20 protein-coding genes are annotated in these 25,406 nt (G+C 71.0%); 7 read left to right on the top strand and 13 right to left on the bottom strand.

The window, feature by feature from the left end:
- Positions 1–72: 72 nt before the first annotated feature.
- From OZ403_RS05330 to OZ403_RS05320, 3 genes are all read right to left on the bottom strand, one after another.
- Complete coding sequence (locus OZ403_RS05330; protein ID WP_268783634.1) at positions 73–1,161, bottom strand: nucleotidyltransferase family protein; 1,089 nt, start codon at positions 1,159–1,161, stop codon at positions 73–75.
- On the bottom strand, positions 1,161–2,648 hold the full coding sequence (locus OZ403_RS05325) for an MraY family glycosyltransferase (protein ID WP_140787896.1): 1,488 nt from the start codon (positions 2,646–2,648) through the stop codon (positions 1,161–1,163). Before OZ403_RS05325 ends, OZ403_RS05330 begins: the two co-directional genes overlap by 1 nt.
- A gap of 127 nt (positions 2,649–2,775) precedes the next feature.
- The gene (locus OZ403_RS05320) at positions 2,776–3,921 is read right to left on the bottom strand and encodes a glycosyltransferase family 4 protein (protein ID WP_140797378.1); all 1,146 of its coding nucleotides are present in this window, start codon (positions 3,919–3,921) and stop codon (positions 2,776–2,778) included.
- 77 nt (positions 3,922–3,998) lie between these two features.
- Between OZ403_RS05320 and OZ403_RS05315 the strand changes: the two genes are divergently transcribed.
- Positions 3,999–5,108, top strand: coding sequence for an acyltransferase family protein (locus OZ403_RS05315; RefSeq protein WP_442929758.1), 1,110 nt, complete (start codon positions 3,999–4,001; stop codon positions 5,106–5,108).
- Here the strand turns inward: OZ403_RS05315 and OZ403_RS05310 are convergent.
- Positions 5,062–6,963: an LTA synthase family protein gene (locus tag OZ403_RS05310; RefSeq protein ID WP_268783632.1), complete on the bottom strand. Its 1,902-nt coding sequence runs from the start codon at positions 6,961–6,963 to the stop codon at positions 5,062–5,064. The genes OZ403_RS05315 and OZ403_RS05310 overlap by 47 nt on opposite strands.
- A gap of 160 nt (positions 6,964–7,123) precedes the next feature.
- Positions 7,124–8,146, bottom strand: coding sequence for an ROK family protein (locus OZ403_RS05305; protein ID WP_268783631.1), 1,023 nt, complete (start codon positions 8,144–8,146; stop codon positions 7,124–7,126).
- A gap of 194 nt (positions 8,147–8,340) precedes the next feature.
- Between OZ403_RS05305 and OZ403_RS05300 the strand changes: the two genes are divergently transcribed.
- The gene (locus OZ403_RS05300; RefSeq protein ID WP_140787886.1) at positions 8,341–8,886 is read left to right on the top strand and encodes a DUF2780 domain-containing protein; all 546 of its coding nucleotides are present in this window, start codon (positions 8,341–8,343) and stop codon (positions 8,884–8,886) included.
- An 11-nt stretch (positions 8,887–8,897) separates the two neighbouring features.
- Here OZ403_RS05300 and OZ403_RS05295 read toward each other — a convergent pair whose 3' ends face one another.
- Genes OZ403_RS05295 through OZ403_RS05285 form a run of 3 tightly spaced genes read right to left on the bottom strand, consistent with a single transcriptional unit; the run spans position 8,898 to position 12,305 of the window.
- The gene (locus OZ403_RS05295) at positions 8,898–9,812 is read right to left on the bottom strand and encodes a glycosyltransferase family 2 protein (protein ID WP_268783630.1); all 915 of its coding nucleotides are present in this window, start codon (positions 9,810–9,812) and stop codon (positions 8,898–8,900) included.
- Between the two features lies 1 nt (position 9,813).
- Positions 9,814–10,764, bottom strand: a complete 951-nt coding sequence (locus OZ403_RS05290) for a glycosyltransferase family 2 protein (protein WP_140787882.1) — start codon at positions 10,762–10,764, stop codon at positions 9,814–9,816.
- Positions 10,765–10,784: 20 nt separating this feature from the next.
- Positions 10,785–12,305 carry an oligosaccharide flippase family protein gene (locus OZ403_RS05285; protein WP_140787880.1) on the bottom strand — a complete coding sequence of 507 codons (1,521 nt, stop codon included), beginning with the start codon at positions 12,303–12,305 and terminating at the stop codon, positions 10,785–10,787.
- A gap of 194 nt (positions 12,306–12,499) precedes the next feature.
- Between OZ403_RS05285 and OZ403_RS05280 the strand changes: the two genes are divergently transcribed.
- From OZ403_RS05280 to OZ403_RS05260, 5 genes are all read left to right on the top strand, one after another.
- Complete coding sequence (locus tag OZ403_RS05280) at positions 12,500–13,168, top strand: class I SAM-dependent methyltransferase (RefSeq protein WP_140787878.1); 669 nt, start codon at positions 12,500–12,502, stop codon at positions 13,166–13,168.
- A 9-nt stretch (positions 13,169–13,177) separates the two neighbouring features.
- Positions 13,178–14,326, top strand: a complete 1,149-nt coding sequence (locus OZ403_RS05275) for a glycosyltransferase family 4 protein (RefSeq protein ID WP_268783629.1) — start codon at positions 13,178–13,180, stop codon at positions 14,324–14,326.
- Complete coding sequence (locus OZ403_RS05270; RefSeq protein WP_268783628.1) at positions 14,323–15,501, top strand: glycosyltransferase; 1,179 nt, start codon at positions 14,323–14,325, stop codon at positions 15,499–15,501. Before OZ403_RS05275 ends, OZ403_RS05270 begins: the two co-directional genes overlap by 4 nt.
- A gap of 163 nt (positions 15,502–15,664) precedes the next feature.
- Positions 15,665–16,924, top strand: coding sequence for a glycosyltransferase family 4 protein (locus OZ403_RS05265; RefSeq protein WP_268783627.1), 1,260 nt, complete (start codon positions 15,665–15,667; stop codon positions 16,922–16,924).
- Positions 16,921–18,072 (top strand): glycosyltransferase family 4 protein, encoded by a 1,152-nt coding sequence (locus tag OZ403_RS05260; protein ID WP_268783626.1) that lies wholly within the window; start codon positions 16,921–16,923, stop codon positions 18,070–18,072. The genes OZ403_RS05265 and OZ403_RS05260 overlap by 4 nt, the downstream gene beginning before the upstream one ends.
- Positions 18,073–18,085: 13 nt before the next feature.
- Here the strand turns inward: OZ403_RS05260 and OZ403_RS05255 are convergent, their stop codons facing one another.
- Genes OZ403_RS05255 through OZ403_RS05235 form a run of 5 tightly spaced genes read right to left on the bottom strand, consistent with a single transcriptional unit; the run spans position 18,086 to position 25,226 of the window.
- On the bottom strand, positions 18,086–19,228 hold the full coding sequence (locus OZ403_RS05255) for a glycosyltransferase family 4 protein (protein ID WP_268783625.1): 1,143 nt from the start codon (positions 19,226–19,228) through the stop codon (positions 18,086–18,088).
- On the bottom strand, positions 19,197–20,657 hold the full coding sequence (locus OZ403_RS05250; RefSeq protein WP_140787866.1) for an O-antigen ligase family protein: 1,461 nt from the start codon (positions 20,655–20,657) through the stop codon (positions 19,197–19,199). Before OZ403_RS05250 ends, OZ403_RS05255 begins: the two co-directional genes overlap by 32 nt.
- Positions 20,654–21,790, bottom strand: coding sequence for a glycosyltransferase family 4 protein (locus OZ403_RS05245; RefSeq protein WP_140797371.1), 1,137 nt, complete (start codon positions 21,788–21,790; stop codon positions 20,654–20,656). Before OZ403_RS05245 ends, OZ403_RS05250 begins: the two co-directional genes overlap by 4 nt.
- Positions 21,787–23,037 (bottom strand): glycosyltransferase, encoded by a 1,251-nt coding sequence (locus tag OZ403_RS05240; RefSeq protein WP_268783624.1) that lies wholly within the window; start codon positions 23,035–23,037, stop codon positions 21,787–21,789. Before OZ403_RS05240 ends, OZ403_RS05245 begins: the two co-directional genes overlap by 4 nt.
- The gene (locus OZ403_RS05235) at positions 23,034–25,226 is read right to left on the bottom strand and encodes a GumC family protein (RefSeq protein WP_140787862.1); all 2,193 of its coding nucleotides are present in this window, start codon (positions 25,224–25,226) and stop codon (positions 23,034–23,036) included. Before OZ403_RS05235 ends, OZ403_RS05240 begins: the two co-directional genes overlap by 4 nt.
- Between the last annotated feature and the right edge of the window lie 180 nt (positions 25,227–25,406).

Below are 25,406 nucleotides of genomic sequence, written 5' to 3'. Positions count from 1 at the left end.
CGCTGCCCGGCGCGCTGACCATGGCGATGGGAGTGCTGGCTGGCCGCGGCTGAGGCATGCCGCGCCCCCAGCTCAGCCTGGACGGCGCAGCCTCGCCCGCACGGCGTTCCGTGCTCGCCGGACGCCATACCGCGCCACGGACCCCATTCGTGGCGCCAGCAGCAGCTTCGCCGCCATCCACCCGGTCCGGCTGTTTAGCAGCGCTGCCTCCAGCAGCCGCGCGTCGGAGAAAAAACGCCGTGCGAGCACTTGCTGCCAACGAGGCGGAGCCAGCGCCGCCAGCGCCTCGTCCGGCACCGGCGCCGCCAGGAGCCGCCGCGCCGCGTCCCACGCATACCAGGCCGCATGTGGGAAGGCCGTGCCACGTGCCCGCTCCACCACCATCCGCCAGTCCAGCCGCGTGTCCGCCAGCGCCAGCAGCTTCAAGTCGAAGAGCCATGCCAACCGTTGCAACGCGTGGTTGCTCGCGTGCAGCGCCAGGTAGACGGCCTCGTCCTCGGGCCGCAGCCACCGCACCGCCCGGCCATCCACCACGCCCGTCTCCGCCCGCGCCAGCAGCGCGTCGCCCTCCAGCGCCTCGCCCCACCCCGCGAGCGCGCGGTAGTGCAGCTCCACCAGCCCCGCCGGCCCCGCCAGCTCCACGTGGTGAGCGTCCTCTTCCCCGTGCCGGGCGCCGTCGTCCCGCCGCACCGAGAGCCCCACGCGGGCAAGCGCTTGGACTGCGGCGCCCACGTCCGCGCGCGCCACCAGCAGGTCCACGTCCGTGGTGGCTCGCTGCAACGGGTCCGGATACAGCCGCAGCGCCAGCCCGTACCCCTTGAGCAGCACCGGCACCTGTCCCACCGTCGCCAGTGCGGCCAGGCATCGCAGCAGCAGCGCCTTCACGCGCAGGGCCCGCGCCGCGTTCCCCAGGGCCTCCCGGCGCAGGGACGCACTCGCGGGCTCGGGCAGCGCCCAGCCCGCCCGCTCCACCGCGTGCGCCACGAAGCCCACCAGCCCGTGGCGCACCGCCGTGCGCACCAGGGCCTCCGCGTCCCCGCCTCCCGGCGGCGCACCCGAAGGGGCGTCCGGCCACGCACGCAGCAGGGCCAGGAGCGCGCTCGCGCCCACGGGTGTCAGGCGCTCCTGCCGGGTGCGCGGCGCGGCGTGCCCGTCGGGCATCACTTCCTCAGCGCGACCAGGCGTCCGGGCTCGGCGTCGGCCCGGGGCCGGAGCCGCCCGGCGCTCTCCGCCACCGCGTCCGCCACCTGCTCCAGCGCCAGTTCCTCATCGCGGTTGATGGCGGCCCGGCCATCCCGCCACACCAGCAGCATCGCGCCCAGCACCTCGCCGTCGACCTTGATGGCGATGCTGACCTCGAACGGCATCCCCGAGCCCGCGGTCCGCTGGGCTTCGAAGACGACGTTGTCCGCGAGTCCCGTGGGCCAAACACGCTGGAAGCACAACTCCTGGTGCGACAGGCCCAGGGCATCCGCCAACGGACGCACCGCGTTCCACACCCCCTCCAGCGAGGGCGCCGCGCGCACCGCGCGGGTGACGTCCTTCACCATGGTCCGCAGCCAGAGGTTGCGCTGACGCACCTGGTGCATGTCCCGGGCGCGGCCCAGGTCCAGGTAGCCCAGCCGCCGCATCAGCAGCACGATGAGTACGCCCATGCCACACAGCAGCATGGCGCTCTGCACGCTGCTGGCGAAGTTCAGCGCCAGCGCCACCAGCATGAAGAGGCCGCACAGGCCATACAGCACCAGCACCGTGGCGCGGTGGCTGAGCACCAGGTGGCTCATCAGCCGGTGATGGATGTGCTCCCGGTCCGCGCTGAACATCGGCCGCCCCAGCAGCGAGCGCCGCACCATGGCCAGCAGCGTGTCCATGATGGGCAGCCCCAGCGCCATCACCGGCACCAGCATGGCCACCGCCGTGCCGCTCTTGGTGCTCGTCTTGATGGACACCGCGGCCAGCACGAAGCCCAGGAACATGCTCCCGGTGTCCCCCATGAAGATGGAGGCCGGGTTGAAGTTGAACACCAGGAAGCCGAGGATGGCGCCCGCAAGCGCCGCCATCAGCAATGACAGCAGCACGTCGCCTCGCGACAGCGCGAGCAGGAAGTTGGTGCCGACGCCGAAGAAGGCCACGCCGCCCGCGAGCCCATCCAGGCCGTCGATGAGGTTGAGCGCGTTGACCACGCCCACCACCCACAACACGGTGAAAGGCAGACTCAACGCGCCCAACACCAGCTCCGGGCCGAACGGGTTGGCGATGACGTCGATTCGGAATCCCATGGCATACAAGCCGAACGCCACCGCGAACTGGACGGCGAACTTCAGACGGGCGCCCGCGCCCCGCAGGTCGTCGTACAGCCCCAGCGCCACAATCGCCGCGCCGCCCAGGAACAGGCCCGTCACCAGTTCCGTGTGGGAGCGGAAGTGGTACCCCACGCCAGAGTCCACCAGGAACAGCGCGCACAGCGGCGCGAAGAATCCACCGACGATGCCCACCCCGCCCAGCCTGGGAATCGGCCGGACATGGACCTTCCGGCTGGAGTTCGCCTGGTCCAGCCATCCCCATGCCAGGGCCCGGTCGCGCACCAGCCGCGTCACCGCCAGAGCCACCAGCAGCGAGACGAAGAAGGCGACGAAAAGCGTAATCATGGGGCGTGCACCGTCCGTGCATCGTGGCGGCCGGTGGCTCCACGCGTCAATGCACGCTGGAGTACGATAGGTTTGTGAAGCAATGGGCCCTTGCGTCCGCCTGTCGTACAACCAGGCAGACGCCCTTCTAGACGGTCCGAGGCGAGCGGAGAAGCGACTCGTAAAGGGTTGACGTGCGCGCGGCGATGTCCCGCCACGTCATGTCCCGCACCGCTGATTGTGCTGCTTCACGCCACCGGAGCAGGCGAGCACGGTCCTCCGCCAGCGAACGCAGCGCCGCCACCTGCGCGCCGACGTCACCCGCGGGAACCAACCGCCCCGTCTCTCCGTCGCGCACGACCTGGGGCGCCACGCCCACCGGCGTCGACACCGGTGTGAGCCCGCTGGCCATCGACTCCACCAGCGCCATCCCGAAGCCCTCCGAATGGCTGGGGAAGAACAGCACCTCTTCGTCCCGCAGCAGGCGCGGCAGCTCGGCGCGTGGATAACGAGGCACCACGCGCACGTGCTCGCGCGCCCCAGCGGGAAACGCCGCCAGCACCTCCGCCTCCGGGTTGCCCGTGCCGTACAACGTCAGCGTGAAGGACACGCCTTCGGCATGCAGGCGGGTGGCGGCGGCCACCATCTCCGCGCGTCCCTTGAGCGCCAGCCAGCTCCCCACGCACGCCACCCGCAGCGGCGCGCCGGGCGCTGAAGGCGTGGGCGAAGGCAATCCCTGGAAGGCCACATCCAGCCCGTGGGGAATGACACTCAACTGACGCGCGGGCACGCCCAACCGTTCCGTCGCGTAGGCGGCATCCTGCGTGTTGAGCAGCACCGCATGGTCCGCGCGCAGCAGGGATTGGCGCACCTCCCAGAGGCGATAGCCGCCATGGTACAGCGGGTACTTCCAGCTCAGCGCCAGGTGCCCCGCACGCGCGTCGGCGCGCAGCCGTTCGGAGAAGGTGTGCTCCAGGCCGTGGCTGCGCGTCACCAGGGCATGACGGGGCCGCGCCCCCGGGCGGCCCAAGCGCATCCAGGGCCACGCATCCCCCGTGGTGATGTCCAGCACGTCGTACCGGCTCGCGGCCCGCAGCAGGTGCGCGGTCAGCTTCCAGGGGAACCGCAGCTCGTGCACCGTGGTGTGGTGCCGCAGGCCGGGATAGGCGTCGTCATAGCTGAAGTAGTCCACCTGGCAGCCCCGCGCCGCCAGCGCCTGCCCCAGCGCGAGGGTCACCCCCGGCGCGCCCATGTTCGGGTTTAGGGGATGGTGGATGCCAAGCAAGACGCGCATGGGAACGGAGCGACCCTCTCCTGCCTGCTTTCCAGGGATGTGCGGCGTGGGCCACAATGCCACCGTTTCCCGCGCCCATGTCCCCGCATTCCGCTCCCACGTTGCAGGCGAGCCTCGACTCGCGTCGCAACAACCTGGACTTCCTGCGCTTCGCCGCGGCGGCGTGCGTGCTGCTCAGCCATGCCTTCCCCCTGGGTGAGGGCAAGGGGACGGTGGAGCCGCTGGAGTCCTTCACCCGGGGACAGTTCTCCCTGGGCCGGCTGGGCGTCGCGGTGTTCCTCATCATCAGCGGCGTGCTCATCACCCGGAGCTGGGAGCGGACGCCCGACGCGGCGCGCTTCATCTGGGCCCGGGTGCTGCGCATCTTCCCCGGCCTGGGAGCCATGCTGCTGCTGACGGTGGGGGGGCTGGGGCCGGCCTTCACCCGCCTGCCTCTGGGTGACTACTTCACGGCCCCGGACACGGCCCTGTACCTGCTGGGCAACTTCGCCCTGAACTGGCCCCAGTGGCACCTGCCGGGCGTCTTCGAGGCGAACGCCTACCCCCACGCCGTCAACGGCTCACTGTGGACGCTGAAGTACGAGGTCGGCTTCTACCTGCTGACGCTGGGCCTGGGCCTGACGGGCTTCTTGCGCAAGGGCGTGGTCATCGTCGGCCTCGTGGGCGCGGCGGTGGCCACCTTCGTCACCGGACGGCTGGGCTTCTGGCCGGAGCTGTACCTGTACTTCGGCGGCGGCGTGGCGCTGTACCAGTGGCGCGAACACGTGCGCATGAGCCCCTGGGTGGCGGCGGCGTGCGTGGTGGGGTGGCTCATCACGGCCCGGCTCGGATACGGCTGCCGCATCGCCACCGGCCTGCTGGGCGGATACGTCGTGCTGTACCTCGCCTTCCGGCCCATGGGGGCGCTGGCGGACTTCGGGCGCCGGGGCGACCTGTCCTACGGCGTCTACCTCTACGCATTCCCCGTGCAGCAGGCCGTCACCACCCTGCTGGGCGGGCCCACGGCGTGGTGGGTGAACGCGGCGGTGGCATTCCCCTGCGTGCTGCTGCTGGCGGCGCTGTCGTGGCGGTGGGTGGAGCAGCCCGCCTTGCGGCGCAAGGACAGGCTCCCCGCGTGGGCGCGGCGTCCGGCGGCCTCCGTCACAGCGCTTCCGAAGACACCGCCCCGGCCGACTGGGCCGCACTGAAGTTGTCGCCCGCCAGCCGGTCATACGTGAGCAGGCGGTAGCGCCGCATCCAGTCCTCCCACGAGCCCGGCTCCTGGGCCTTGGGGGCCTTGTCACCCACGGGCAGGTATTCGCCGGAGGCGTTGCGCAGCAGGTCTCCCCGGACCACCGGCAGCACCTTGGACAGCTCGGAGACGAAGGCGAAGAAGCCCGGAGGCCGCAGCCCCGCCGTCTCGAGGATGCGCGGGGTGAGCATGCTGATGCTCAGGTGGATGTCCTGCCGGGGCACGGTGAAGTTCGTCCAGAGGACGACGGGGACCTCCGCCATGCGCTCGCGCTGCGCGTCCGTCCATGGCTCCTGGAGGTAGCCGGCCTCGCGATAGGTCGCGTAGTCCGAGCCCAGCATCGGCAGGTGGTCCCCGAAGAGCACCAGCAGCGTCTTGCGTTTGCGCGCCTCCAGCCTGCGCACCAGCCGCTCCACGGCCGAGTCCATCTGCCGCAGCTTGTGCACGTAGTTCTTCAAGAGCAGCCGGTTGTCCGGCGAGAGCTTCTCGCCCTGCACCTCGATCCGCTCTTCGCCGGTGAGCGGCAGGTTGTAGGGCCCGTGGGTGGACATCGTCACGGCCATGATGAACCGCGGCTGACGCTCGTCGGAGAGCTCGTGGAGGATGTGGTCGACGACCTCCTCGTCCGACACCCAGGGCCCTTCGAGCCGGGGTGAAGGGAAGTCCATGAGCGACTGGAACGTGTCGAAGCCCAGCAACGGGTACACCACGTCGCGGCTCCAATAGAAGGAGTGGAACGGGTGGATGGCCAGCGTCTGGTAGCCCGCGCGGCGGAACAGCGACGGCAGCGCGTCCACGGGACGCATCACGTAGTGCTGGTAGGGAAACGCGCCGTCCGGGGCGAACGACGAGGACATGCCCGTCAGGAGCTCGAACTCCGCGTTGGCCGTGCCACCACCGAAGGCCGGGCTGATGAGGTTGCCCGAGCTGTGGCGCCCCATGAGCGACCGCACGAAGGGCAGCGGGTCCTCGCTGAAGGGGATGCCCAGCCGCGTCGGGTCCCAGAGCGATTCGGCCATGAAGACGACGACGTCGACGGGCTCCTGGGGCGCGGCGGGCACCACGCCCGGAGGGCCCCCTAGAGCCGCGTGCACCTGCGCCTGGGAGTACTCACTGCCCGGCTCCAGCCGCAGCCCCTCCCAGTTCCAGAGCATCATCAGCGTGAGCCCGTTCATCTGGAAGTTGGAGCGCTGGTCCCACACCTGGTCGTAGATGCCGAAGCGGTTGAAGACGCGCCGCACAGGCAGGTGCTGCTGGAAGATGACGACCAGCAGGTACGCCACCGCCGCCAGCGCCAGGTTGCGGCGTCCGGCCTTGGGCAACGGGTACCGGGGCGTGCCGCGCGCCACCCCGCGCCACATGACGACGAGCATGGCCACCAGCAGCAGACACGAGCCGATGGCCGCCACCGCGCCGCCGCCGGGCAGCAGCGTGGGCGCCAGCGACGTCACCTGCCGCCACTCCAGGAAGTCCCAGGGCATCAGCGGCCGGTCGATGAGCTGCACCTTCCGGATGTGCAGGGTGACGGTGAAGAGCATCGCCGCCGCCACCAGGGCCCCCGAGATTCCCACCCGGTTCGTCGCCGCCCACAGCAGGCCCGTCACCGCGGCGATGACTCCCACGCTGAGGAGCATGGAGTAGACGTTGCGCTGGGTGATGCCCTCCAGGCCCGCGGACGAGAAGACGGCAATGGTCAGCTCCATGGCCCCGACGAGCACCGCCGAGGCCAGGATGACGCCCACCAACGGCCACAGGTTGGAGGGAGGCCGCTGGAAGAACAATGTCTGGGGAATCCGTGTGCGACGTGCCAACGACAGGTGCCTCCAGAAGTCGACCAGGGAGCGGGAAGGCGCGGAGACTACCTGACAGGCCCCCGGGCGTTCCATGCGCCTGGGGTCGGGTTTCTGTCGCCTGCCACACTGCGTGCGGGGGGACGTCCAGCGGAGCGCCCCATGCCCCGTGTACCCAGGCTCACTTCATGGGGGGCTGGGCCAGCAGCGCGGCGCCAATGGCACCGGAAAGTTCTCCCAGTTCCGCGACGCGCACGGGCGGCTGGCGCTCGGGGACGAAGATGTGCGGGCGCATGGCCTCGTGGATGCGGCCAGCGAACTCGGGCCCCAGCCGCGTGCCCAGGCCTCCACCCAGGACGACTGCCTCCACGTCCAGCAGGTTGATGGCGGAGGCGAGCCCCGCGCCCAGCATCCGCACCGCGCGGCCGATGAGCCACGTGGCCAGCGCGTCCTCCTGCGCCAGCGCCCGAGCCCAGATGCTGCTGGTCAACCGGGGGCGGCCCTTCTTCCGCATCAAGTCGAAGAGAATCGTCGTCTCGCCCTGGCGCACGGCCTTGTGCGCACGGCGCTCCATGGACGCGCGGCCCGCGTAGGCCTCCAGGCAGCCGCGCCGGCCACAACCACAACGGGCCCCGCCCGGCTTCACCACCATGTGGCCCACCTCGCCCGCCGAGCCCCGGCCTCGCCAGGGAACTCCGTCCAGGACCAGCCCACCGCCCACGCCCGTTCCCCACCAGACGCCCAGCAAGGAACGATATGCGCGGCCCGCGCCCAGCCGGTACTCCGCCGCCACCGCCACCTGGACGTCGTTGCCCAGCACCACGGGCCGGCCCACCCGCGCGCCCAGGTCCCCCGCCACCGGATAGGGCGTGCTCCAGCCCCGGCCCACGTTGCTGACATGTCCCAGCGTGCCCTCGTTGGCGTTCACCGCGCCGGGCGCGCCCACGCCCACCCCCAGGAGCTGACGGGACGTCAGGCCCGCCGCGTGCGCCGCGCCCTCCAAGGTGTCGTGGATGGCGCGCACCACGTCGCCGGGCTCACCGTCGGAGGGCGTGGGCTGGCGCATCTTCCCCAGGACGGTGCCGGCGCGGTCCACCACCACGGCCTCGATTTTCGTCCCGCCCAGGTCGACGCCGCCCCAGCACTCCAGGGTGTCGCGCTCCGCCGCCTTCCCTCGCGAGCCCACCGCGTTCGCCTCCCGCATGACACGCCTCCCCAGCGAAGATGCGCAGTCCGCCGCGGACCGGATGAAGGCGGCGAGAAGGCAAGGGAGCGACCGGCCTGCGTGCCGCCCGGCCTGTCCGTGAGCAACGATTCCCCACCAACGCTTCCACGGCGCCTCGCGGGGCCCGCTAGAAAGGCGCTCCACACGGACGCGTGACAGGAAAGGAGCAAGGGATGGACCTCATCGGACAGCTCTCTCAGCAGCTTGGAGTGAATGGAACGCAGGCCCAGGGGCTGGCGGGCTCGCTGCTGAAGCTGGTGCAGGGCACGGTGCAGGAGAAGCTGGGCCCCGACGCCGCGAACCAGATGGGCCAGGCGATTCCGGAGATGCAGAGCTGGCAGCAGGCCCCCAGCACCACGTCCTCGCCCCAGACGGCGCCGGACGCGGGGGGCGGGCTGCTGGGCGCGCTGGGCGGCCTCATGTCCGGCCAGGAGGGCGGCGCGGGCGGCATGCTGAGCGCGCTGGGTGGCGCAGCGGGGCAGGCCGGTGACGTGGCCGCCGTGGTGTCCCTGCTGGGCCGCTTCAACATCGACGCGAGCAAGGCGTCCCTGGTGGCGCCCCTGCTGCTGAACTTCCTCAAGTCGCGCCTGGACCCCGCGCTCGTGGGCCGCATCCTCTCCGTGGTGCCGCTGCTGGCCGGCGCGGGCGGCGGTGGCAACACGCCCGGCGGTGGCGGCCTTGGGGGGATGCTGGGCGGGTTGATGGGCGGCGGACGCTAAAGCCCGCGCCGTCAGCGGCCCGACACGCGCTGGCGCACGGTGGTGGCCAGCGCCCACGGCGGGAAGCCCAGCATGTAGCGCCAGCGCGGCACCGCCAGGTGGAGCGGCAGGCCGCGCCGGTACAAGTCCAGCGCCAGGTCCACGCGGCGCTGGGACAACAACCAGTGCGTCACGTGGCGCAGGCTGTAGAGCAGCATCTCCAGCCGCTCACGCCTGCGGGCCGTGCCTCCCGGATAGCGTCCCAGGCGCTCCTGCTCCAGGAGATACAGCGTGCCCCGGTAGCCGGACTCCAGTGACGTGGACGTGGAGCCCACGTGCTGCCGGTAGCCCACCACCACGGGCGCGCGCACCCAGGCGAAGCCCGGCTCCATGCCCAACCGGTACAGCAAGTCGTAGTCCTCGCCGCTGATGCGCAGCGGGGTGAAGCCCCCCACGCGCCGCAGCGCCTCCGTGCGCACCGCCAGCACACACGCGGTGCGCGGCGTCCGGTCCTCCGCGCTGGCCAGATAGTCCGCGAAGCGCAGCACCTGGAGCGGCTCGCGGCTCACGGTCGCCAGGGTTTCGGCCCGGGAGAACAGCGCCGCCGTGCCCAGCACCAGCGACGTCCCTTCCGCTTCGAGCACCCGCCGGTACGTGGCCAGCGTCCAGGGGAACCACACGTCGTCACTGTCCAGGAAGGCCACGTAGGCGCCCCGGGCCTCCTGGATGCCCAGGTTGCGCGCGGCGCCCGGGCCCGCGTTGCGCTGGCTGAGCACGCGCACCTGTTCGCCGTAGCGGGCCAGCGTCTCCAGCGTGTCGTCGGAGGAGCCGTCATCCACGACGAGCACCTCGAAGTCACGCTCCTCCTGCGCGAACACGGACGCGAGCGCCGCCTCCAGCAGCCGCGCCCGGTTGTACGTGGGGATGATGACGGAGAAGAACGGCATGTCACACGCGGGCGCGCAGGCCCATCTGGGAGATGCCCAGGAAGGTGGCCAGTTGCTTGCGGTACTCCGGCAGGCTCATGCGCCCGCGCAGCAGCGTCTGCGTCAACACCGCCGAGTTGTACGGCAACGTCCCCACCAGGATGGCCCGCATGGCCGTCTCGTGCAGCCGGCCGTGGTGCTTGCGGAAGTACGCCAGCCGCGTGCGCCACAGCTCGATGCGCACCTTGTCCGCCCCCGTGTCGGACGGACGGAACGAGCGGCTGGTCAGGTGCGTAATCACCGCCTCCGGGCAGAAGGCCACCTCCCAGCCCGCCTTCCAGGCCCGCACGCACCAGTCGGTGTCCTCGGTGTTGCCCAGCGGGGACATCTGCTCGTCGAGCAGGCCCACCTCCGCGAGCGCCTCCTCGCGCGCCACGATGCAGGCTCCCAGCACCCAGCTCACGCGGGCCTCGTCGTGGCCGTACTGCGCCGGGTCGATGGCCATCGCCTTGAGGAAGTGGAGGGGACGCGGCAGGAAGACGATGTCGAAGAGCTGCCCGGCCAGCGACATGGGCCGGAAGGTGCAGTTCTGGATGGTGCCGTCCGCGTTCAACAGCCGCGCGCCCGCCATGCCCACATGCGGGTTGTCATCCATGAAGCGCACCAGCGCGTCGAAGGCGCCCTCGTGGACGATGGTGTCGTCATTGAAGATACAGAAGTGACGGCCCCGGGCCTGGCGCAGCACCTGGTTGTGGTTGGCGGAGAAGCCCTTGCGCTCCGTGTTGAAGAGCCAGCGCACCTGGGGAAAGTCGCGCCGCATGGCGTCCACGCCGCGCCCGCCCGTGGCGTTGTCGACAATCCAGACCTCGAAGGAGATGTCGCGCGTCGTCGCGTACAGCGTGCGCAGACAGTCGTGCAGCAACTCCGGATTGCTGTGATTGACGATGGAGATGACCAGGTCGGGCTTCTTCATCGGGACCTCCGCGTGTCTGCTCACGTCGACGCCGGGCTCACCGGAGCCGGCCTCGCGGCCCTCCGTGCCCGGACGAATTCGAGAATCTGCCTCAGCTCGCCCAGGAGTGGCAGTGTTCCCGGCAGCCGTTCACGGGCCCACACCAGGAGGGCGAACAGCACCGCGCCCACCAGCGCCTGCGCTACCACACCCTCCTCCACCAGCCGCAGCGCCGCCAGACACGCGCCCAGCAGCACCAGCCCCAGGGTGACGAAGGGCTCCACCACCTGCCGCGTCAGCCCTCGCATCGACGGGTTGAGCCGCTCCACCAGCCACGCCGTCACCCACACCTCGGCCAGTCCCACCACCACGCCCGCGGGGCCCATGCCCTCCAGGCCGAAGCGTTGGATGGCCCACGTCCCCAGCCCCCACTTCGCCGCACCCACGCCCACGACGACGGCCAACCGCTCCCAGGGCCTGCCGCCCGCGTTCTGCGCCGTGGCCAGCAGCCCCACCAGGGTGGTGAGGATGCACTCCATGCTGAACCACTGCACCAGTACCACCGCGGGCAGCCACCGCGTGCCGAAGAAGAGGGGAACCGCCACGGGGACGGCCAGCACCGCCAGGGGGATGGCGAGCAGCAGCACCGCGGACAGCCGGCGCAGCGACGTGCGCAGGTACTCGGCGAAGCCCTCCGGGTCATCCTGCAACCGGCAGTAGGCGGGGAAGGCCACGCGGTTGAGCACCACGCTCAGCATCATCGGCGTGGAGGCCAGCGCCCAGGCCCAGTTGACCAGCCCCACCGACTCCTTGCCCAACACGTGCCCCACCACCAGCGGCACCCAGCCCGCCACCATCGCCGCCACCAGGGGCGGAAGCTGGAACGCCAGCCCGAAGCCCAGGAGCCGCCGCAACACGTCCACGCGGAAGCGCCCCTGGGGACGCCAGGGGGACGCCCACCAGATGCACACCAGCCCCACCCCGCCGCGCACCAGGCCGCCCAGCGCCAGCGCCCAGGCTCCGAAGCCCAGCGCCGCCAGGGAGATGGTGGTGATGACCTGCACCACGTTTTCAATCAACTCGGCGCGGGCGATGACGGGGAAGGCCAGTTGGCGCTCCAGCGCCATCAACGGAATCACGCGCAGCGAGGACAGGAACAGGCCCAGCGCCAGCGCCCACACCATGGGCACCGCGCCGTCGCCCAGCGCATAGCCGCGCGTCAACTGGGGGGCCAGCAGACAGACGGAGGCCACCACGACGGCGGTGAGCGCCTGGTGGCACCAGAAGATGGTGAACGTCTCATCCCGCGTGGGCTCGTGCGACTGGCGGACCAGCGCCGCGCTCAGGCCCAGGTCGCCCAGGAACACGCCCAGGGAGGCCGCGTAGGACACGATTCCGAACAGACCGTAGTCCGACGGGAAGAGCAGCCGGGACAGGAACAGCGCGCTCACCACGCGCAGCCCCTGGGACGCCACGGTCCGCGCCGCCAGGACGAACATGCCCTTCAGGGCACGCGCCTTGACTTCGACGGCGGTGGCTTCGGGCGCTGTGGTCGCGTTCATGGTGCGGAGCGGCCCGCTCCGGGTGTCCTGGGGAGGGCCAGCGCGCGGGAACGCGCGGGAACGGAAATGCTAGCGACAGCGCGCAGGGCCTACAAGCAACGCGCGTTCCCCGCACGGCGGGATGTCCCGCTCGCCTGCCTGGGCACCGCGCCAGGGTTGCCCTTCCCGAAGCGCCGGGGCTACGGTCCGCCCACATGCGTCCCGGCGGCAACATCCTCCAGTTCCTGAAGCGCGAAGTCCTCGTGGGCGAGCACCAGGTGCTCCACCGCACGCTGAAGGAGGCGCTGGTCGGCACTTGTGACAGCGTGCTGGACATCGGCTGTGGCTCGCGCTCGCCGCTCCACAGCTTCTCGCACCTGCTCCCGCACACGGTGGGCGTGGATGGCCACCCCACCAGCATCGAGCGCAGCCGGGCCGCGGGTATCCACCGCGAGTACCACTGCATGAACCTGCTGGAAGCGGGCCAGCGCTTCGGTCCGAAGAGCTTCGACGCCGTCGTCGCGCTGGACGTCATCGAGCACTTCGACAAGCCAGACGGATTCCGGCTGCTGGAGATGATGGAGTCGCTGGCGCGCAAGCGCGTCATCATCTTCACGCCCAATGGCTTCCTCCCCCAGGACGAGTGGGACAACAACGTCCACCAGGTGCACCGCTCCGGCTGGGAGGTCTACGACTTCGAGCTGCGTGGCTACCACGTCACCGGCATGAGCGGCTGGAAGCCCCTGCGCGGTGACTACGCCCTGCCGCGCATCCGGCCCTTCCGGCTGGGCAGCCGCCTGTCCATCCTCACCGAGCCCTTCGCCACGCGCTGGCCCCGTCACGCCTTCCAGCTCCTCGCCATCCGCGACATGGAAGTGTCCTGACGCCGCGCCATGCCTCCTTCGCGCACCGCTCCCGCCTGGCATGTCCTCACCGGCGAATACCCGCCGCGGCCCGGCGGCGTCGGTGACTACACCCGGCAACTGAGCCGCGCGCTCGCCAGTGCCGGGCAGGAGGTCCACGTCTGGGCCCCCGGTGAAGGCGGTGTACGCGACGAGGACGGCGTCACCGTGCACCGTGCCCCCGACCTCCTGACGCCCAGGGGACTGTCCGGTCTGTCACGCGGGCTGGATGCGTGCCCGGGGCCCCGGCGCCTGCTGCTCCAGTACGTCCCCCATGCCCTGGGGCTGAGGGCGATGAACGTCCCCTTCTGCGCGTGGTTCGCCGCGCGATGGCACGACGCGCGCTGGGTCTACATCCACGAGGCGGTGCATCCGTGGAGCCCGCGCGGCCCCTGGCGCCACCACATCCTGGCGGGCACCACGCGGATGATGGTGCGCCTGGTGGCGAGCGCCGCCAACCGCGTGTTCGTCTCCATTCCCCAGTGGGCGGAGCACCTGCCCGCTCGCGTCCGGCCCCATGCGGCCTGGCTGCCGGTTCCCAGCAATCTGCCCGTCAATGTCTCCAGTGACGCCGTGGACGCGCTCCGCGCGGAGTTGGGTGAGGGGACCTGGCTGGGACACTTCGGCACCTTCGGACGTCTCACCGCCGAGCCCCTGGAGGCCGCGCTGGTGCCGTTGCTGCGCGGTGAAGGAACGCGCCGGGCGTTGATGCTGGGCAGAGGCAGCCGCGCCTTCGTCGAAGGCGTGGAGACGCGCCACCCCGAGCTGCGAGGCCGGCTCGTGGTCAGGGACTCGCTCACGCTGGACGACATCGCGGTGCATCTGGCGACGTGTGACGTGCTCCTGCAGCCCTATCCGGACGGCGTGAGCACAAGACGCACCACGGTCATGGCGGGCCTGGCCCTGGGGCTTCCTGTCGTCACGAACACCGGGCACCTCACGGAACCGCTGTGGCGCGAACACGGCGCCGTCGCATTGGCCGAAGGCACGGCGCCCGCTGCGTTGGTGGAGCGCGCCGAGGCCTTGCTGTCGCGAGCGGACACGCGTCGGGAGCTGGGCCAGCACGCGGCCCGAATCTACCGCGAGCACTTCGCGCTGGAGCGCACGGTGGAAGCGCTGCTGCGCGCCGGCTCGAGATGACGCCCCACCACGCGACAGCCCAAACCGCGGCCCGGCTCGCGCTGCTGATGGACCCGCGCGAAGAGGGCTGGCCCAGCATGGACCTGGTGGGCGAGGCCCTTCTGGAGGGACTTGCCGCGCATCCCTCCGAGGTCCACGTGACGGCCGTGCGGCCAGACATGCCCGCGGTGCTGCGGCGGCTTCCCCGAGCAGGCGCGCGCAACGCGGCGTTCAACGCGGACCGGCTCCTCACCCGCTTCGGCCTCTACCCGGGCCGTGCGCTGCTCGCCCGGAGTCAGTACGACGCCTTCCACGTGGTGGACCACACCTACGCGCAGCTCGTCCACGCGTTGCCCGCGTCGCGTACCGGTGTCTATTGCCATGACCTCGATGCGTTCCGCTCCGTGCTGGAGCCTCAGCGCGAGCCGCGTCCAGCGTGGTTCCGCGCCATGGCCCGTGCCCAGCTCGCGGGACTGGAGCGCGCGGCCATCGTGTTCCACAGCACCCAGGCGGTGCGCATGGAGTTGCTCGCACATGGCGTGGTGCCGGAGTCGCGGCTCGTCTGGGCGCCGTATGGCGTGTCCCCCGAATACCGCCCGGCCCCCCCGCATGGAACGCCCGATGCCAGCGAAGCCGTGCTCGCACCGCTGGGGGGCAGGCCCTACCTGCTCCACGTTGGCAGCGCGATTCCTCGCAAACGCCTGGACGTGCTCTTCGCCGTGTTCGCCGCGCTTCGCGCGCGCTACCCGGAGCTTCGGTTGGTGCAGCAGGGCGGCGCACTGAACGACACACAGCGCGCGCAGATGGACGCGTTGGGTATTGGCGATGCGTTGCTTCAGCCGCCCCGGCAGGAACGGGCCACGCTGGCGGGCCTCTACCGGCGCGCGACGGCCGTGCTGGTGACGAGCGAGGCGGAGGGCTTTGGACTCCCCGTCATCGAGGCGCTGGCCTGTGGTGCTCCCGTGGTGGCCAGCGACCTGCCCGTGCTCCGGGAGGTCGGAGCAGAAGCCTGCACTTACTGCCCCGTGGGGGACGTGCCGGCGTGGGTGGAGTCCGTGGCCGCGCTGCTCGCCGGCCATGACGCACAGCCCTCGCGCGAGGCACGGCTGACCCGCGCCTCGCGCTTCACCTGGGCCGCGCATGCGCGTACGGTGCTGGACGCCTACCTGCGGCTGCTGGGGGCCTCCACGCTGTGAGGTCGGCGGGCTCCACCCAACCTGGAGCGTTCCGCTCGCCCGTGGCGATACGGACACGCCCATGGTCATCGCGCGAACACAGTGCGCAGCGGCGTTGCTTGTGCCTCAAGCCCCAGCAACGTGCCTTGACCCGAGGAGAGGTGTTTGCTTCGGTCCATCCGCCGTGCGCCTCCTCTTCCTCAATCCCGTGGGCATCCTTGGTGGAGCCGAGCGCGCGCTCCTGGACCTGATGGCGTGCCTGAAGCAGCAGGACTCAACGCTGTCGCTCCACCTGCTGGCCGGAACCGCGGGGCCGCTGCTCGACGAAGCGCGCGCGCTGGGCGTGGATGCGCGGCTGCTGCCATTGCCAGAGCACCTTTCCACGCTGGGCGACACCGCATTGCGAGGCCACGGTCCGCTAGAAGCGCTGCGCTTCGCCCGTCGGCTGGCGCCCACATCCGGACTGCTCGTGGACCATGGACGCGCGCTCCGCCGGGACGTCGCCGACATCAGCCCCGACCTGGTGCACTCCAACGGCATCAAGACGCACCTGCTCAGCGCCGCCACCGCGGGCCTGCCCTTGAAGCGGGTGTGGCACATCCACGACTTCCTGGGCGAACGGCCCCTGGTCCGCCGCGCGCTGAGGCTGCTGTCGCCCCTCGCATCGGCGGCCATCGCCAACTCGCGAGCGGTGGGCGACGACGCGCGCGAGGTGCTGTTCCGAGTGCCCGTGCACGTCGTCTACAACGGCGTGGACACCACGCACTTCTCCCCCGGCCCCGCGGACGGCGCGCAACTGGACCGGCTGGCCGGTCTACCCGAAGCCCCCGAGGGCACGCTCCGCGTGGGACTGGTGGCCACCTATGCCCGATGGAAAGGCCAGGACGTCTTCCTCGAAGCCGCGGCGACGCTGACGCGCCTGTACCCCACACTGCCCGTGCGTTTCTACCTGGTGGGCGCGCCGCTGTATCAGACGCCCGGCTCGCAGTTCTCCGAGGACGAACTGCGCAGGCTCATCGCCTCGCGAGGTCTGGCGCAGCGCGTGGGCCTGGTGCCCTTCCAACCCCATCCGGCCTCCGTGTACCGGGCCCTGGACGTCTTCGTTCACGCCAGCACCCGCCGGGAGCCCTTTGGCCTCACCATCGCGGAGGCGCTCGCCTGCGGGCGGCCCGCCATCGTCTCCAGCGCGAGCGGCGCGGCGGAGGCACTCACGAATGGCACGGACGCGCTGCTGATACCTCCGGGCAACGTGCACGCGTTGGTCCAGGCGATGCGAACGCTGTTGGAGGACGCAGCCCTGCGAGCCCGGCTGGGCACGGCTGCGCGACTCACCGCGGCGGCGAGCTTCTCGCGCGAACGCTACGCGAGCGAGGTGCTCGCCCTGTACCGCACGCTCGTGCGGAGCAGTCCCCCATTTGAAAGCCGTGGAGCCCCCATCCCTTGAAGCAGTCACGCCGGCTCATCACCCTCTCCCACTCCTATGTCGTCGGCCTCAACCGGCGCCTCGCCAACGAGATGGTGCGCGTGGGCGCGGGTAAATGGGATGTCACCGCGGTGGCGCCACGCTTCTTCCATGGCGACCTGAGCCCGCTCGCCCTGCAACTCGAAGCGGACGAGCCCGCCAGGACGGAAGGCGTGCGCGCCTACTTCAGTCGCTCGCTCCACACCTTCCTCTACGGTCCGGAGGCGCGTGCTCACCTCGCGCGCGGCGCGGACCTGGTGCACGTGTGGGAAGAGCCCTATGTGCTGGCCGGCCTGGAGCTGGCATTGCTCACACCGCGTCGCGTCCCGCTCGTCTTCAGCACCGCGCAGAACCTGTCCAAGCGTTACCCGCCGCCCTTTGCCCAGGCGGAGCGCTTCGTCGTCCAGCGCGCTTCCGGCTGGGTGGCCTGGGGTGAAACCGTGAGGGACAACCTCCTCACCCGTCCCGGCTATGCGGAGCGGCCCGCGCGCGCCATTCCCATGGGCGTGGACGCGGACCTGTTCCAACCGGATAGCGCCGCGGGCGAGTCCTTGCGGCGCGAGCTCGGGTGGGAGACATCAGGCCCACCCGTGGTGGGGTTTCTCGGCCGCTTCGTCCCGGAGAAGGGAGTGTCCCTGCTGATGGATGCGCTCGACGCGCTCGACACCCCTTGGCGCGCGCTCTTCGTGGGCGGAGGCCCGATGGAAGGTGCGTTGCGTGACTGGGCGGCCCGGCACACCCACTCGGTGCGAGTCCTCACCGGCGTACCCCACTCAGGCGTGCCACGCGCGCTCAACGCCATGGACATGCTGTGCGCCCCCAGTCAGACGACGCGCCAATGGCGGGAGCAGTTCGGCCGCATGTTGGCGGAGGGCTTCGCGTGTGGCGTGCCCGTGCTCGGCAGTGATTCGGGCGAAGTCCCGCGCACCATGGGCGACGCGGGCATCGTGCTGCCGGAGACGTCTGTGTCCGCCTGGACGCAGGCGATCGCCAACCTGTTGGAGAGCCCCCAGCGCAGAGAAGAACTGGCCACACGGGGACGAGAACGCGCCGTCACCCGCTTCTCGTGGCCGGTGGTGGCGAAGGCACACCTGGACTTCTTCACCGAGGTCCTGGAGCGGCGCGCCTGACGAAGCAGGCGACTCAGCCCTCGCGCTCCACCGTGTCCACGATGGCCTCGGCCATGGTGTCCCACGTCTGCGCCCGGAGCGTCTCCGACAGCGCGGCCACGTGAGGCGCCCAGGCCGCCGCGTGCTCGCGCCAGTCCTCCAGGCGCCGCACCAACGCGCCCACGTCACCCGGCGCGTCCAGCAGCAGGCCCGACAGCGCCTCCGGGTAGCGCTCCGCCACGCCCGCCGAGCGGCTCACCAACGCAGGCAGCCCGGCACACAGCGCCTCATGGACGTTCAGCCCATATGCGTCATACCGCGTGGGCGACACCAGCACGTCCGCCGCCGACAGCAAGCGCGCCACGTCGTCACGGAAGCCGAGGAACTGGATGCGCTGCCCCAGTCCTCTGTCCGCGGCTTCGCGCTCCCACGCATCACGCTGCGCGCCTGAGCCCACGACCTTGAGGTCCACGCCCCAATCCGCCCATGCGCACAGCCGCGCCCACGCCTGGAAGAGGGTGTCGAAGCCCTTGCGGCGGTCGCCCAACGCGCCGACGAAGAGCGCCACGGGCCGGGACTCCGGCCACCCCAGGGACGCGCGGACTTCACGTCGCGCCTCGGCTGTTACCGGGCGAAAGCGCTCCGCATCACCACCGAGGTAGATGACGCGCACCCGGGACGCCGAAACGCCCGTGGCGGCCACCACATCATCCCGCGTGCGCTCCGAGTTGGCGATGATGACGCGCGCGCGCCGCAGGGCCTGCCGCTCCGAGCGCACGTAGTACCGGTGGCTCACGTGGCCCTTGAGCTGGCGCAGCACGCCGCCGGTGGGCTCGGAGGGATAGGCGCCGTGGACGTAGTGGACCCAGTTGGCGGACGCCACCGGGCAGTTGCCACCATTGGCCACCACGCGGCCTCCCTCGGCGCGGGTACGCAGTGCCCAGGCCCGGCCCACCGCGCTCAGCAGCGGTTCGCCGAGCAGATACGCATTGGCGGGCTTGGGCACTCGCACGAAGCGCACATTGGGATGGCGCAGGAGGACCTCCGCCACGCGGTGTGCCACCAACCGGACGGGGTGCCCCTGCTTCGCCAGCCAGAGCGCCAGCGCCAGGTTGGCCCGGTCCATGCCGCCGGTGTCCACGAAGTCACCGGCGATGAGCGTGTACGTTCTTCGCATGGGCCAGGGCGCCGAAGAGCGCCGCGTTGAGCAACCAGAACTCCATGCCCGTCTGGCTCATGAAGAACGGATAGCTGAAGGTGAGCGAGAAGGCGCCCAGGTTGTACGCGAAGAGGACGCTGCCCCACAGCCAGAACTCGTCCTGCGGACCGTCACGGCTGCGAGCAACCTGGAAGGCCCACAGCAACGACATCAGCACGCCCAGCGGGTAGAACAGCACGCCCAGGATGCCGCCGTCGTAGACCCAGGCGGTCCACTGGATTTCCGCCCACAACGGCGGGCGCTCGCGGTCGCTGTTGTCGCCGAAGTAGGCATTCGTCATGCCGTAGCGGCCCAGGCCCGCGCCCAGCGGATACTCAGGCAGCACGTCTGCGAAGGTCCCCGTCAGGAAATAGCCGCGGTTGCGGTGGTACACCTCGTCGGGGCTGGCCGCGAAGAGCGAGGACCAGCGACTCACCACCGCGTCGCCGCCCACCGCCACGGCCCAACCGAAGGTGGCAACGCCCGCGGTGCCCACCACCGCCAGCAGGGCCAGGAACCGTCCCACGCGGCCACTCACCAGGAGCACCGCCCCCAGGGCCACCAGGCACACCACCAGCATGACGGCGGTGGCGCGCACCTGCGACAGGTAGATGCCGAAGAGCCCCACCAGGATGCCACCCACGCTCAACACGCGCGTCAGCCCGCGACGGGATGACAGCAGGAAGCCGCCGCCCAGCAGCACCGCGTAGAAGCCGCCAGTGGACGCGCCGCCTGGAATGTCCGTCAGGCCCATGGGACGGAACACGCGCACGCCGTCCGCGGTCTCGAACTTGAGGCTGCTCACATAACCTTCGCCCTGCCCTTGCACCGCGGCCGACAGCGCGGGCTGGAAGCGTCCGGGGAAGTAGACCTGCAGCACGCCCACGCCCGCGCTGGCCGCGTTGAAGAAGAAGAGCAGCGCGAGCGTGCGACGGAACGTCTTCGGGTCGATGGCCAGCCGGGTCACCCACAGCAGTGGCGCGGCGATGGCGAGCTGGATGCCCAACTGCGCCAGCGCCGCCAGCGGGGCACCGGTGCCAGGATTGAAGAGCTGGAGCGCGGTGACGCCCAGCGCGGCCAGGATGAAGGGAAGCGCCGGGTGCTTCAGACTCCGTCCCCGCACCAGCGCCAGCAGCACCAGACTGACGCCGAAGGCCAGCACGCGCACCGCCACGCGGAGCGGCGCGATGGCTTCCACCAGCAGCGCGAGCTGGCAGCAGATGAGCAGACCGACGAAGAGCGGTACCAACTGGCTCGACGCCAGCAGGCCGCCGCCCATGCGCGCACCTCGAGCGACGGGCGCGGTGGGCGCGGCCCCCTCCGGAACCGCCTCCAGCGCGGCCCCCGGTGCGCGGCGCACGTACCGGCGATTCAGCACGCCGGGGCCCTGAAGCTGGGGCGCCCTCACACCGGCACCTCCTGCTCGGACAGCGCGCGCAGCGCCTCCTCCATGCCGCGAAGGAAGCCTCCCGCATCGCTCAACTCCGCGGCACGCGCGGGCCCCGCCGCGCCCAGCCGGACACGCGTCTGCGGGTCCTCGATGAGCCGTCCCAGGGCCAGGGCCAGTGCCTCCGGCTCCGGGCGGACGAACACCCCGCAGGAGGCATCCACGATTTCCAGCGCGCCCCCCATCGGCGTGGTCACCACGGGCAGGCCCGCCTGGAGCGCCTCCACGAAGGCCAGACCGAACGCCTCTGGCCTCGAGTTGGGATGGCAGTGGATGTCCGCGGCGCGCAGCAGTCGCGACACGTCCGAGCGTTGCCCCAGGAACCGCAGCCGCTCCTCGATACCCAGGTGCTTCGCCTGCGCCCGCAGCCCCTCCAGATAGGCTTCCTCGTCCGGACGCTGAGCGCCGCCAGCGAACCAGACGCGCCAGCCCGGCACCGCTCGCAGCCGGCCCAGCGCCTCCAGCAACAAGCGCTGGCCCTTCCCCTCCTGCATCCGGCTGGCGTGGACGATGACGGCGTCCCCTTCGGTGGCCCCCAGCTCCGTGCGCACGCGCGCGCGCTCGGACGCTCCCAGCGCCGGCGGTGGCATGGGCAGCGGACAGTGCGTCACATGCCAAGGCACCTGGGGATAGACGGACACCAGCGTGCCCGCGGCGAAGCGGCTGTTGGTCAGCACCAGGTCGGGCGGCGTGACACGGGCCCACCGCTCCAGCCAATGCTGGCCAGTCAGGGCGTCATGCTGGAAGAAGGCCAGGGGAACGCCAGCGGTGCGCACCACGGGCCCGAACAGGGCCTGAGGCCAGATGGCGTGGCAGATGACGACGTCGTAGCGCCCGCCGCGCAGCAGCTCGCGCAAGACTCTCCGCGCGCGCCACACGGACCAGGGCCGGCCTGTCTTCGCGGGCCCCAGCACACGCACCTCCACGCCCGCGTCGCGCAGCTCCCGCGCCAGCCGACCCTCGAAGCAGAGCGCGAAGGCATGTGACAGCGACGGGCGAAGGTTCCGCTCGCGCGCCATCGTGTGCAGCAACGTCTCGATGCCACCGTAGAGGTTGCCGCTGGAGATGTGCAGCACGCGCAGGGGATGGCTCATGCGTTCCCCGTCAAGCGCAGCGGCGCCACGTCAGGCGCCATCACCGGCGCGGGCCGGCCCAGCGCCTCCGAGTACAGGGACAGGCTGCGCCAGGCCATGACGTCATGCCGGAACTCCGCCACGGCCCGCTCCCGGGCCTCGCGCCCCAGCCGCTGCGCCAAGCCGGGCTCCTCCAGGAGTCGCCGCGCCGCCGCCGCCAGGGCCTCCGCGTCGCCGACCGGCACCGTCAGCCCCGTCTGCTCATGCAGGCTCACCCACGCGACGCCCGAGTGCGGAATCGCCGTGTTCAGCACGGGCAGACCGCTGGCCATGGCCTCCACCTGCGACAACCCATACGCCTCACTGCGGGCATTGCCACAGAACCAGAGCGCGGTGGCCGCGTGCAGCGCGCCGACCAGCGAGTCCGGAGGCAGATAGCCCGCCCACGTCACCCGGTCCGCGACGCCCAGCGCGCGCGCCCGACGTCGAGCCTCCGCCTCCAGCGGCCCCTGCCCCACCACCACCAGCCGCCCCGGCACCCGGCGCAGGGCCTCCAGCGCGGTAAACAGGCCCTTGTAGTAGACGAGCCGCCCCACCATGAGCCAGAGCGGCGCGCCCGCGGCCTGTGCCCGCCAGTAGGCCTCCGCCTCCCGCGCGGCGACGGAGGGCTGGAGGTACGGCGCCAGGTCGAGCCCCAGCGGCAGCGCCCGCACCTTGCCGCGAAAGGCGCGCAGCAGCGGCGAGCCCGGGACATAGGCCGCGCTGGTGGCCAGCACCCGCCGGGCCCGCGCGTAGAGCAGCGCCTCGAAGGGCTTGAAGAGCGCGCCCGCCACCCTCTGCCGGATGACGTCACTGTGGTGGGTGATGAAGACAGGAGGCAGCCGGCGCACCACGTCCAGGGCCAGCACCCAGGTCGGGTTGGGCGTGTGCAGGTGCACGATGTCCACGCCCCGCGACAACGCGCGTCCCAGCATGCGCGGCAGGTCCGGCATCGCGTCCATGCGCGCGACGGAGGCCAGCCGGCCCAGGCGCGTCACTCGCACCGGGCCGTCCCACGTCTCACACGTGGGGCTGCGGCCCTGGAACTCGTGGCTGGTGCCCGCGCCGTCCGCGGCATGGTTGGCGCACAGCACCTCCACCTGCGCGCCGAGCGCCGCCTGGGCGCGCGCCAGCGTCTGCACGTGGGCCTCCATGCCGCCCGATGCGGGAGGATAGAACTTGCCCAGGTGCAGCACCCGCAGGCCCGCGCCCGCTGATGGCGCGTTCACGACTGCGCCACCCCATCCTTGGAGTCTTCCGCGTACTGCCCGTAGCCCTGGTAGCCCAGATACGAGTCACCGTAGCGCGGCGCCGACAGGTCCACGTCGTTGAGGATGGCGCCGTACATGCGCGCCTGCACGTCCGCCAGCGAGCGCAGCGCACGCCGCGCCGACTCGCGGTTCGTCTTGGCCGCCTTCAGCACCAGCACCACGCCGTCGCACTTCGTGGCCAGCACCGCCGCGTCCGCCACCGCGTTGATGGGCGGGCTGTCCAGGATGACGCGGTCGAAGCGCTCGGAGGCGGCCTTCAGCAGGTCCGTGAAGGCCTGGGTGTGCAGCAGCTCCGCCGGATTGGGCGGCAGCGGTCCGCACGGCAGCACGAAGAGGCCGGGCACCTCGGTGCTCTTCACCGCCGCGTCCAGCGTGCCCTCACCCACCACCAGCGAGGAGATGCCCAGCTCGTTGGGCACTCCGAAGGCGCGGTGCAGGCGCGGCCGGCGCATGTCCGTGTCCAGCAGCAGCACCCGGTTGCCGCTCTGGGCCATGGCCACGCCCAGGTTGATACAGGTGGTGGACTTGCCTTCCTGCGGCCCGCTGGACGTCACCACCAGCGTCTTGAACGGGTTGTCCGGCGACATGAACAGCAGGTTGGTGCGGATGGCGCGGCAGCACTCCGCCGCTGTCGACTTGGGTTCGCGGTGGACGTGCAGGTCCCGCTCGCGCGGCGGCTTGCTGCCGTCCAGCCGCGGCATCACGCCCAGGAAGGCCAGCCCCAACCGCTCCTCCACGTCCGCCTGCGTGGCCACGCTGTTCTCCAGGAGCTCCAGCAGCAACACCACGCCCAGGCCCGCCAGCAGTCCCATCACCAGCCCCACCGCCAGGTTGCGGCGCACGTGAGGCTTCACCGGCACCAGGATGGGCCGCGCCGGGTCCAGCACGCGCACGTTGCTGGTGCGCAGCATGCCTGACAGCTCGATGTCCTTCAGGCGCCTGGCCACCAGCTCGTAGAGGCGCTGGTTGTTGTCCGAGTCGCGCTTGAGCCGGTCGAACTCGATGGCCTTCTTGTTCACCAGGAAGGCCTCCGACTTCTCCGCGTCCAGCAGGCGCACCAGGTTCTTCTCCTGCGCCACCGACTCCGCCAGCGACGTCTCCGCGCCGCGCACCACGTTGCCCAGGCTCTTGAGGAAGTCCTCGCGCACCACCGACAGCTTGCGGTTGCACTCCAGGAGCTTCGGGTGCTCGGCCAGGTAGCGCTCGCCCAGCTCCGCGCACGTCATGCGCAGCTCGGTGTAGCTGCGCCGCAGGTCCTGGATGGGTCCGTCCGTGGCGCCCGACAGCGCCTCCGCCCACGTCTCATCCTCCGGAGATGCCTTGCGCAGCCGGTGGATGGCCTCCACCCGCGCCTGCTGAGCGGCAATCTGGATGCGCACCTCGGTCAGCTTCAGGTTGAAGCTGTTGATGCGCTCACTGACGATGCTCATCCTCGACTCGAGCGACGTGGACAGCATGTCCGCGTCCTTCTTGAAGTCGTAGACGGCAAGCTCGCTCGTCTTGGACTGCGACTCCAGCTCGGCCAGACGAATCTCCAACCAGTCGCGCGCGTCCTCCGTCGTCCGGAGCTTGAGGGCCAGGTTCTCCGCCATGTACGCGGCGGCCACCTCGTTGGCCAGCAGCGCGGCGCGCCTGGCGTCGAAGTCATCCACCGCGATGTTGATCACCCGCGAGTCCCTCGCGGGAATCACCCGGATGCGCGACTGGACCAGCGCCACCGCGTCCGCGCCCTGCATCGCCTGCAGGCGCGTCTTCTCGTCGGTGACGTGCGCCATGCCCAGGAAGTCCGCGTCCGTGGACAGGCCCAGCTTGTCCACCACCCGGCCCGCCACCGCGCGCGAGGTGATGATTTGACTCTGGGTGGCGTAGTACTCCTTGTTGAACCAGTAGTTGCTGCGCTCCTCGCCCATCACCTCCTTCACCTCCCCATCCAGGAAGCGAGGCGCCATCACGTCGATGATGAGCGAGGCACTGGCCGAGTACACCTTGGGCTCGCGCAACGTGTGGGCGGCCGTGAGCGCCGCCACCACCACCGCCACGCCAAGGACGACCCACTTGCGGCGCCACACCGCGCGCACATGCTGCATGAGGCCCGCGGGCGTCAGGCCACCGGCGCCGCCGGCCGGGTCGAAACCGGTTCCATCCACGTCACGTCTCCCTGCTGTCTCCAGAGCGATTCCACGGCCTGGCGGCACTCCGCCGACCTTCACCCACACGCTTGGGGACCGCGACGAGCGTGCCGTGTCCCCGCGGGGTTGTCCATCGTTCCGCGGTCGCCTGGATGCCCTCCATCCACGCTTCTTCGCGGGCACTGACGCGCATGGCCG

Source organism: Myxococcus sp. NMCA1, from assembly GCF_026810205.1.
Lineage (GTDB): Bacteria > Myxococcota > Myxococcia > Myxococcales > Myxococcaceae > Myxococcus > Myxococcus xanthus_A.
The sequence above is the reverse complement of the archived record's forward strand: the minus strand, read 5'-3'. Positions and strand labels throughout refer to the sequence as shown.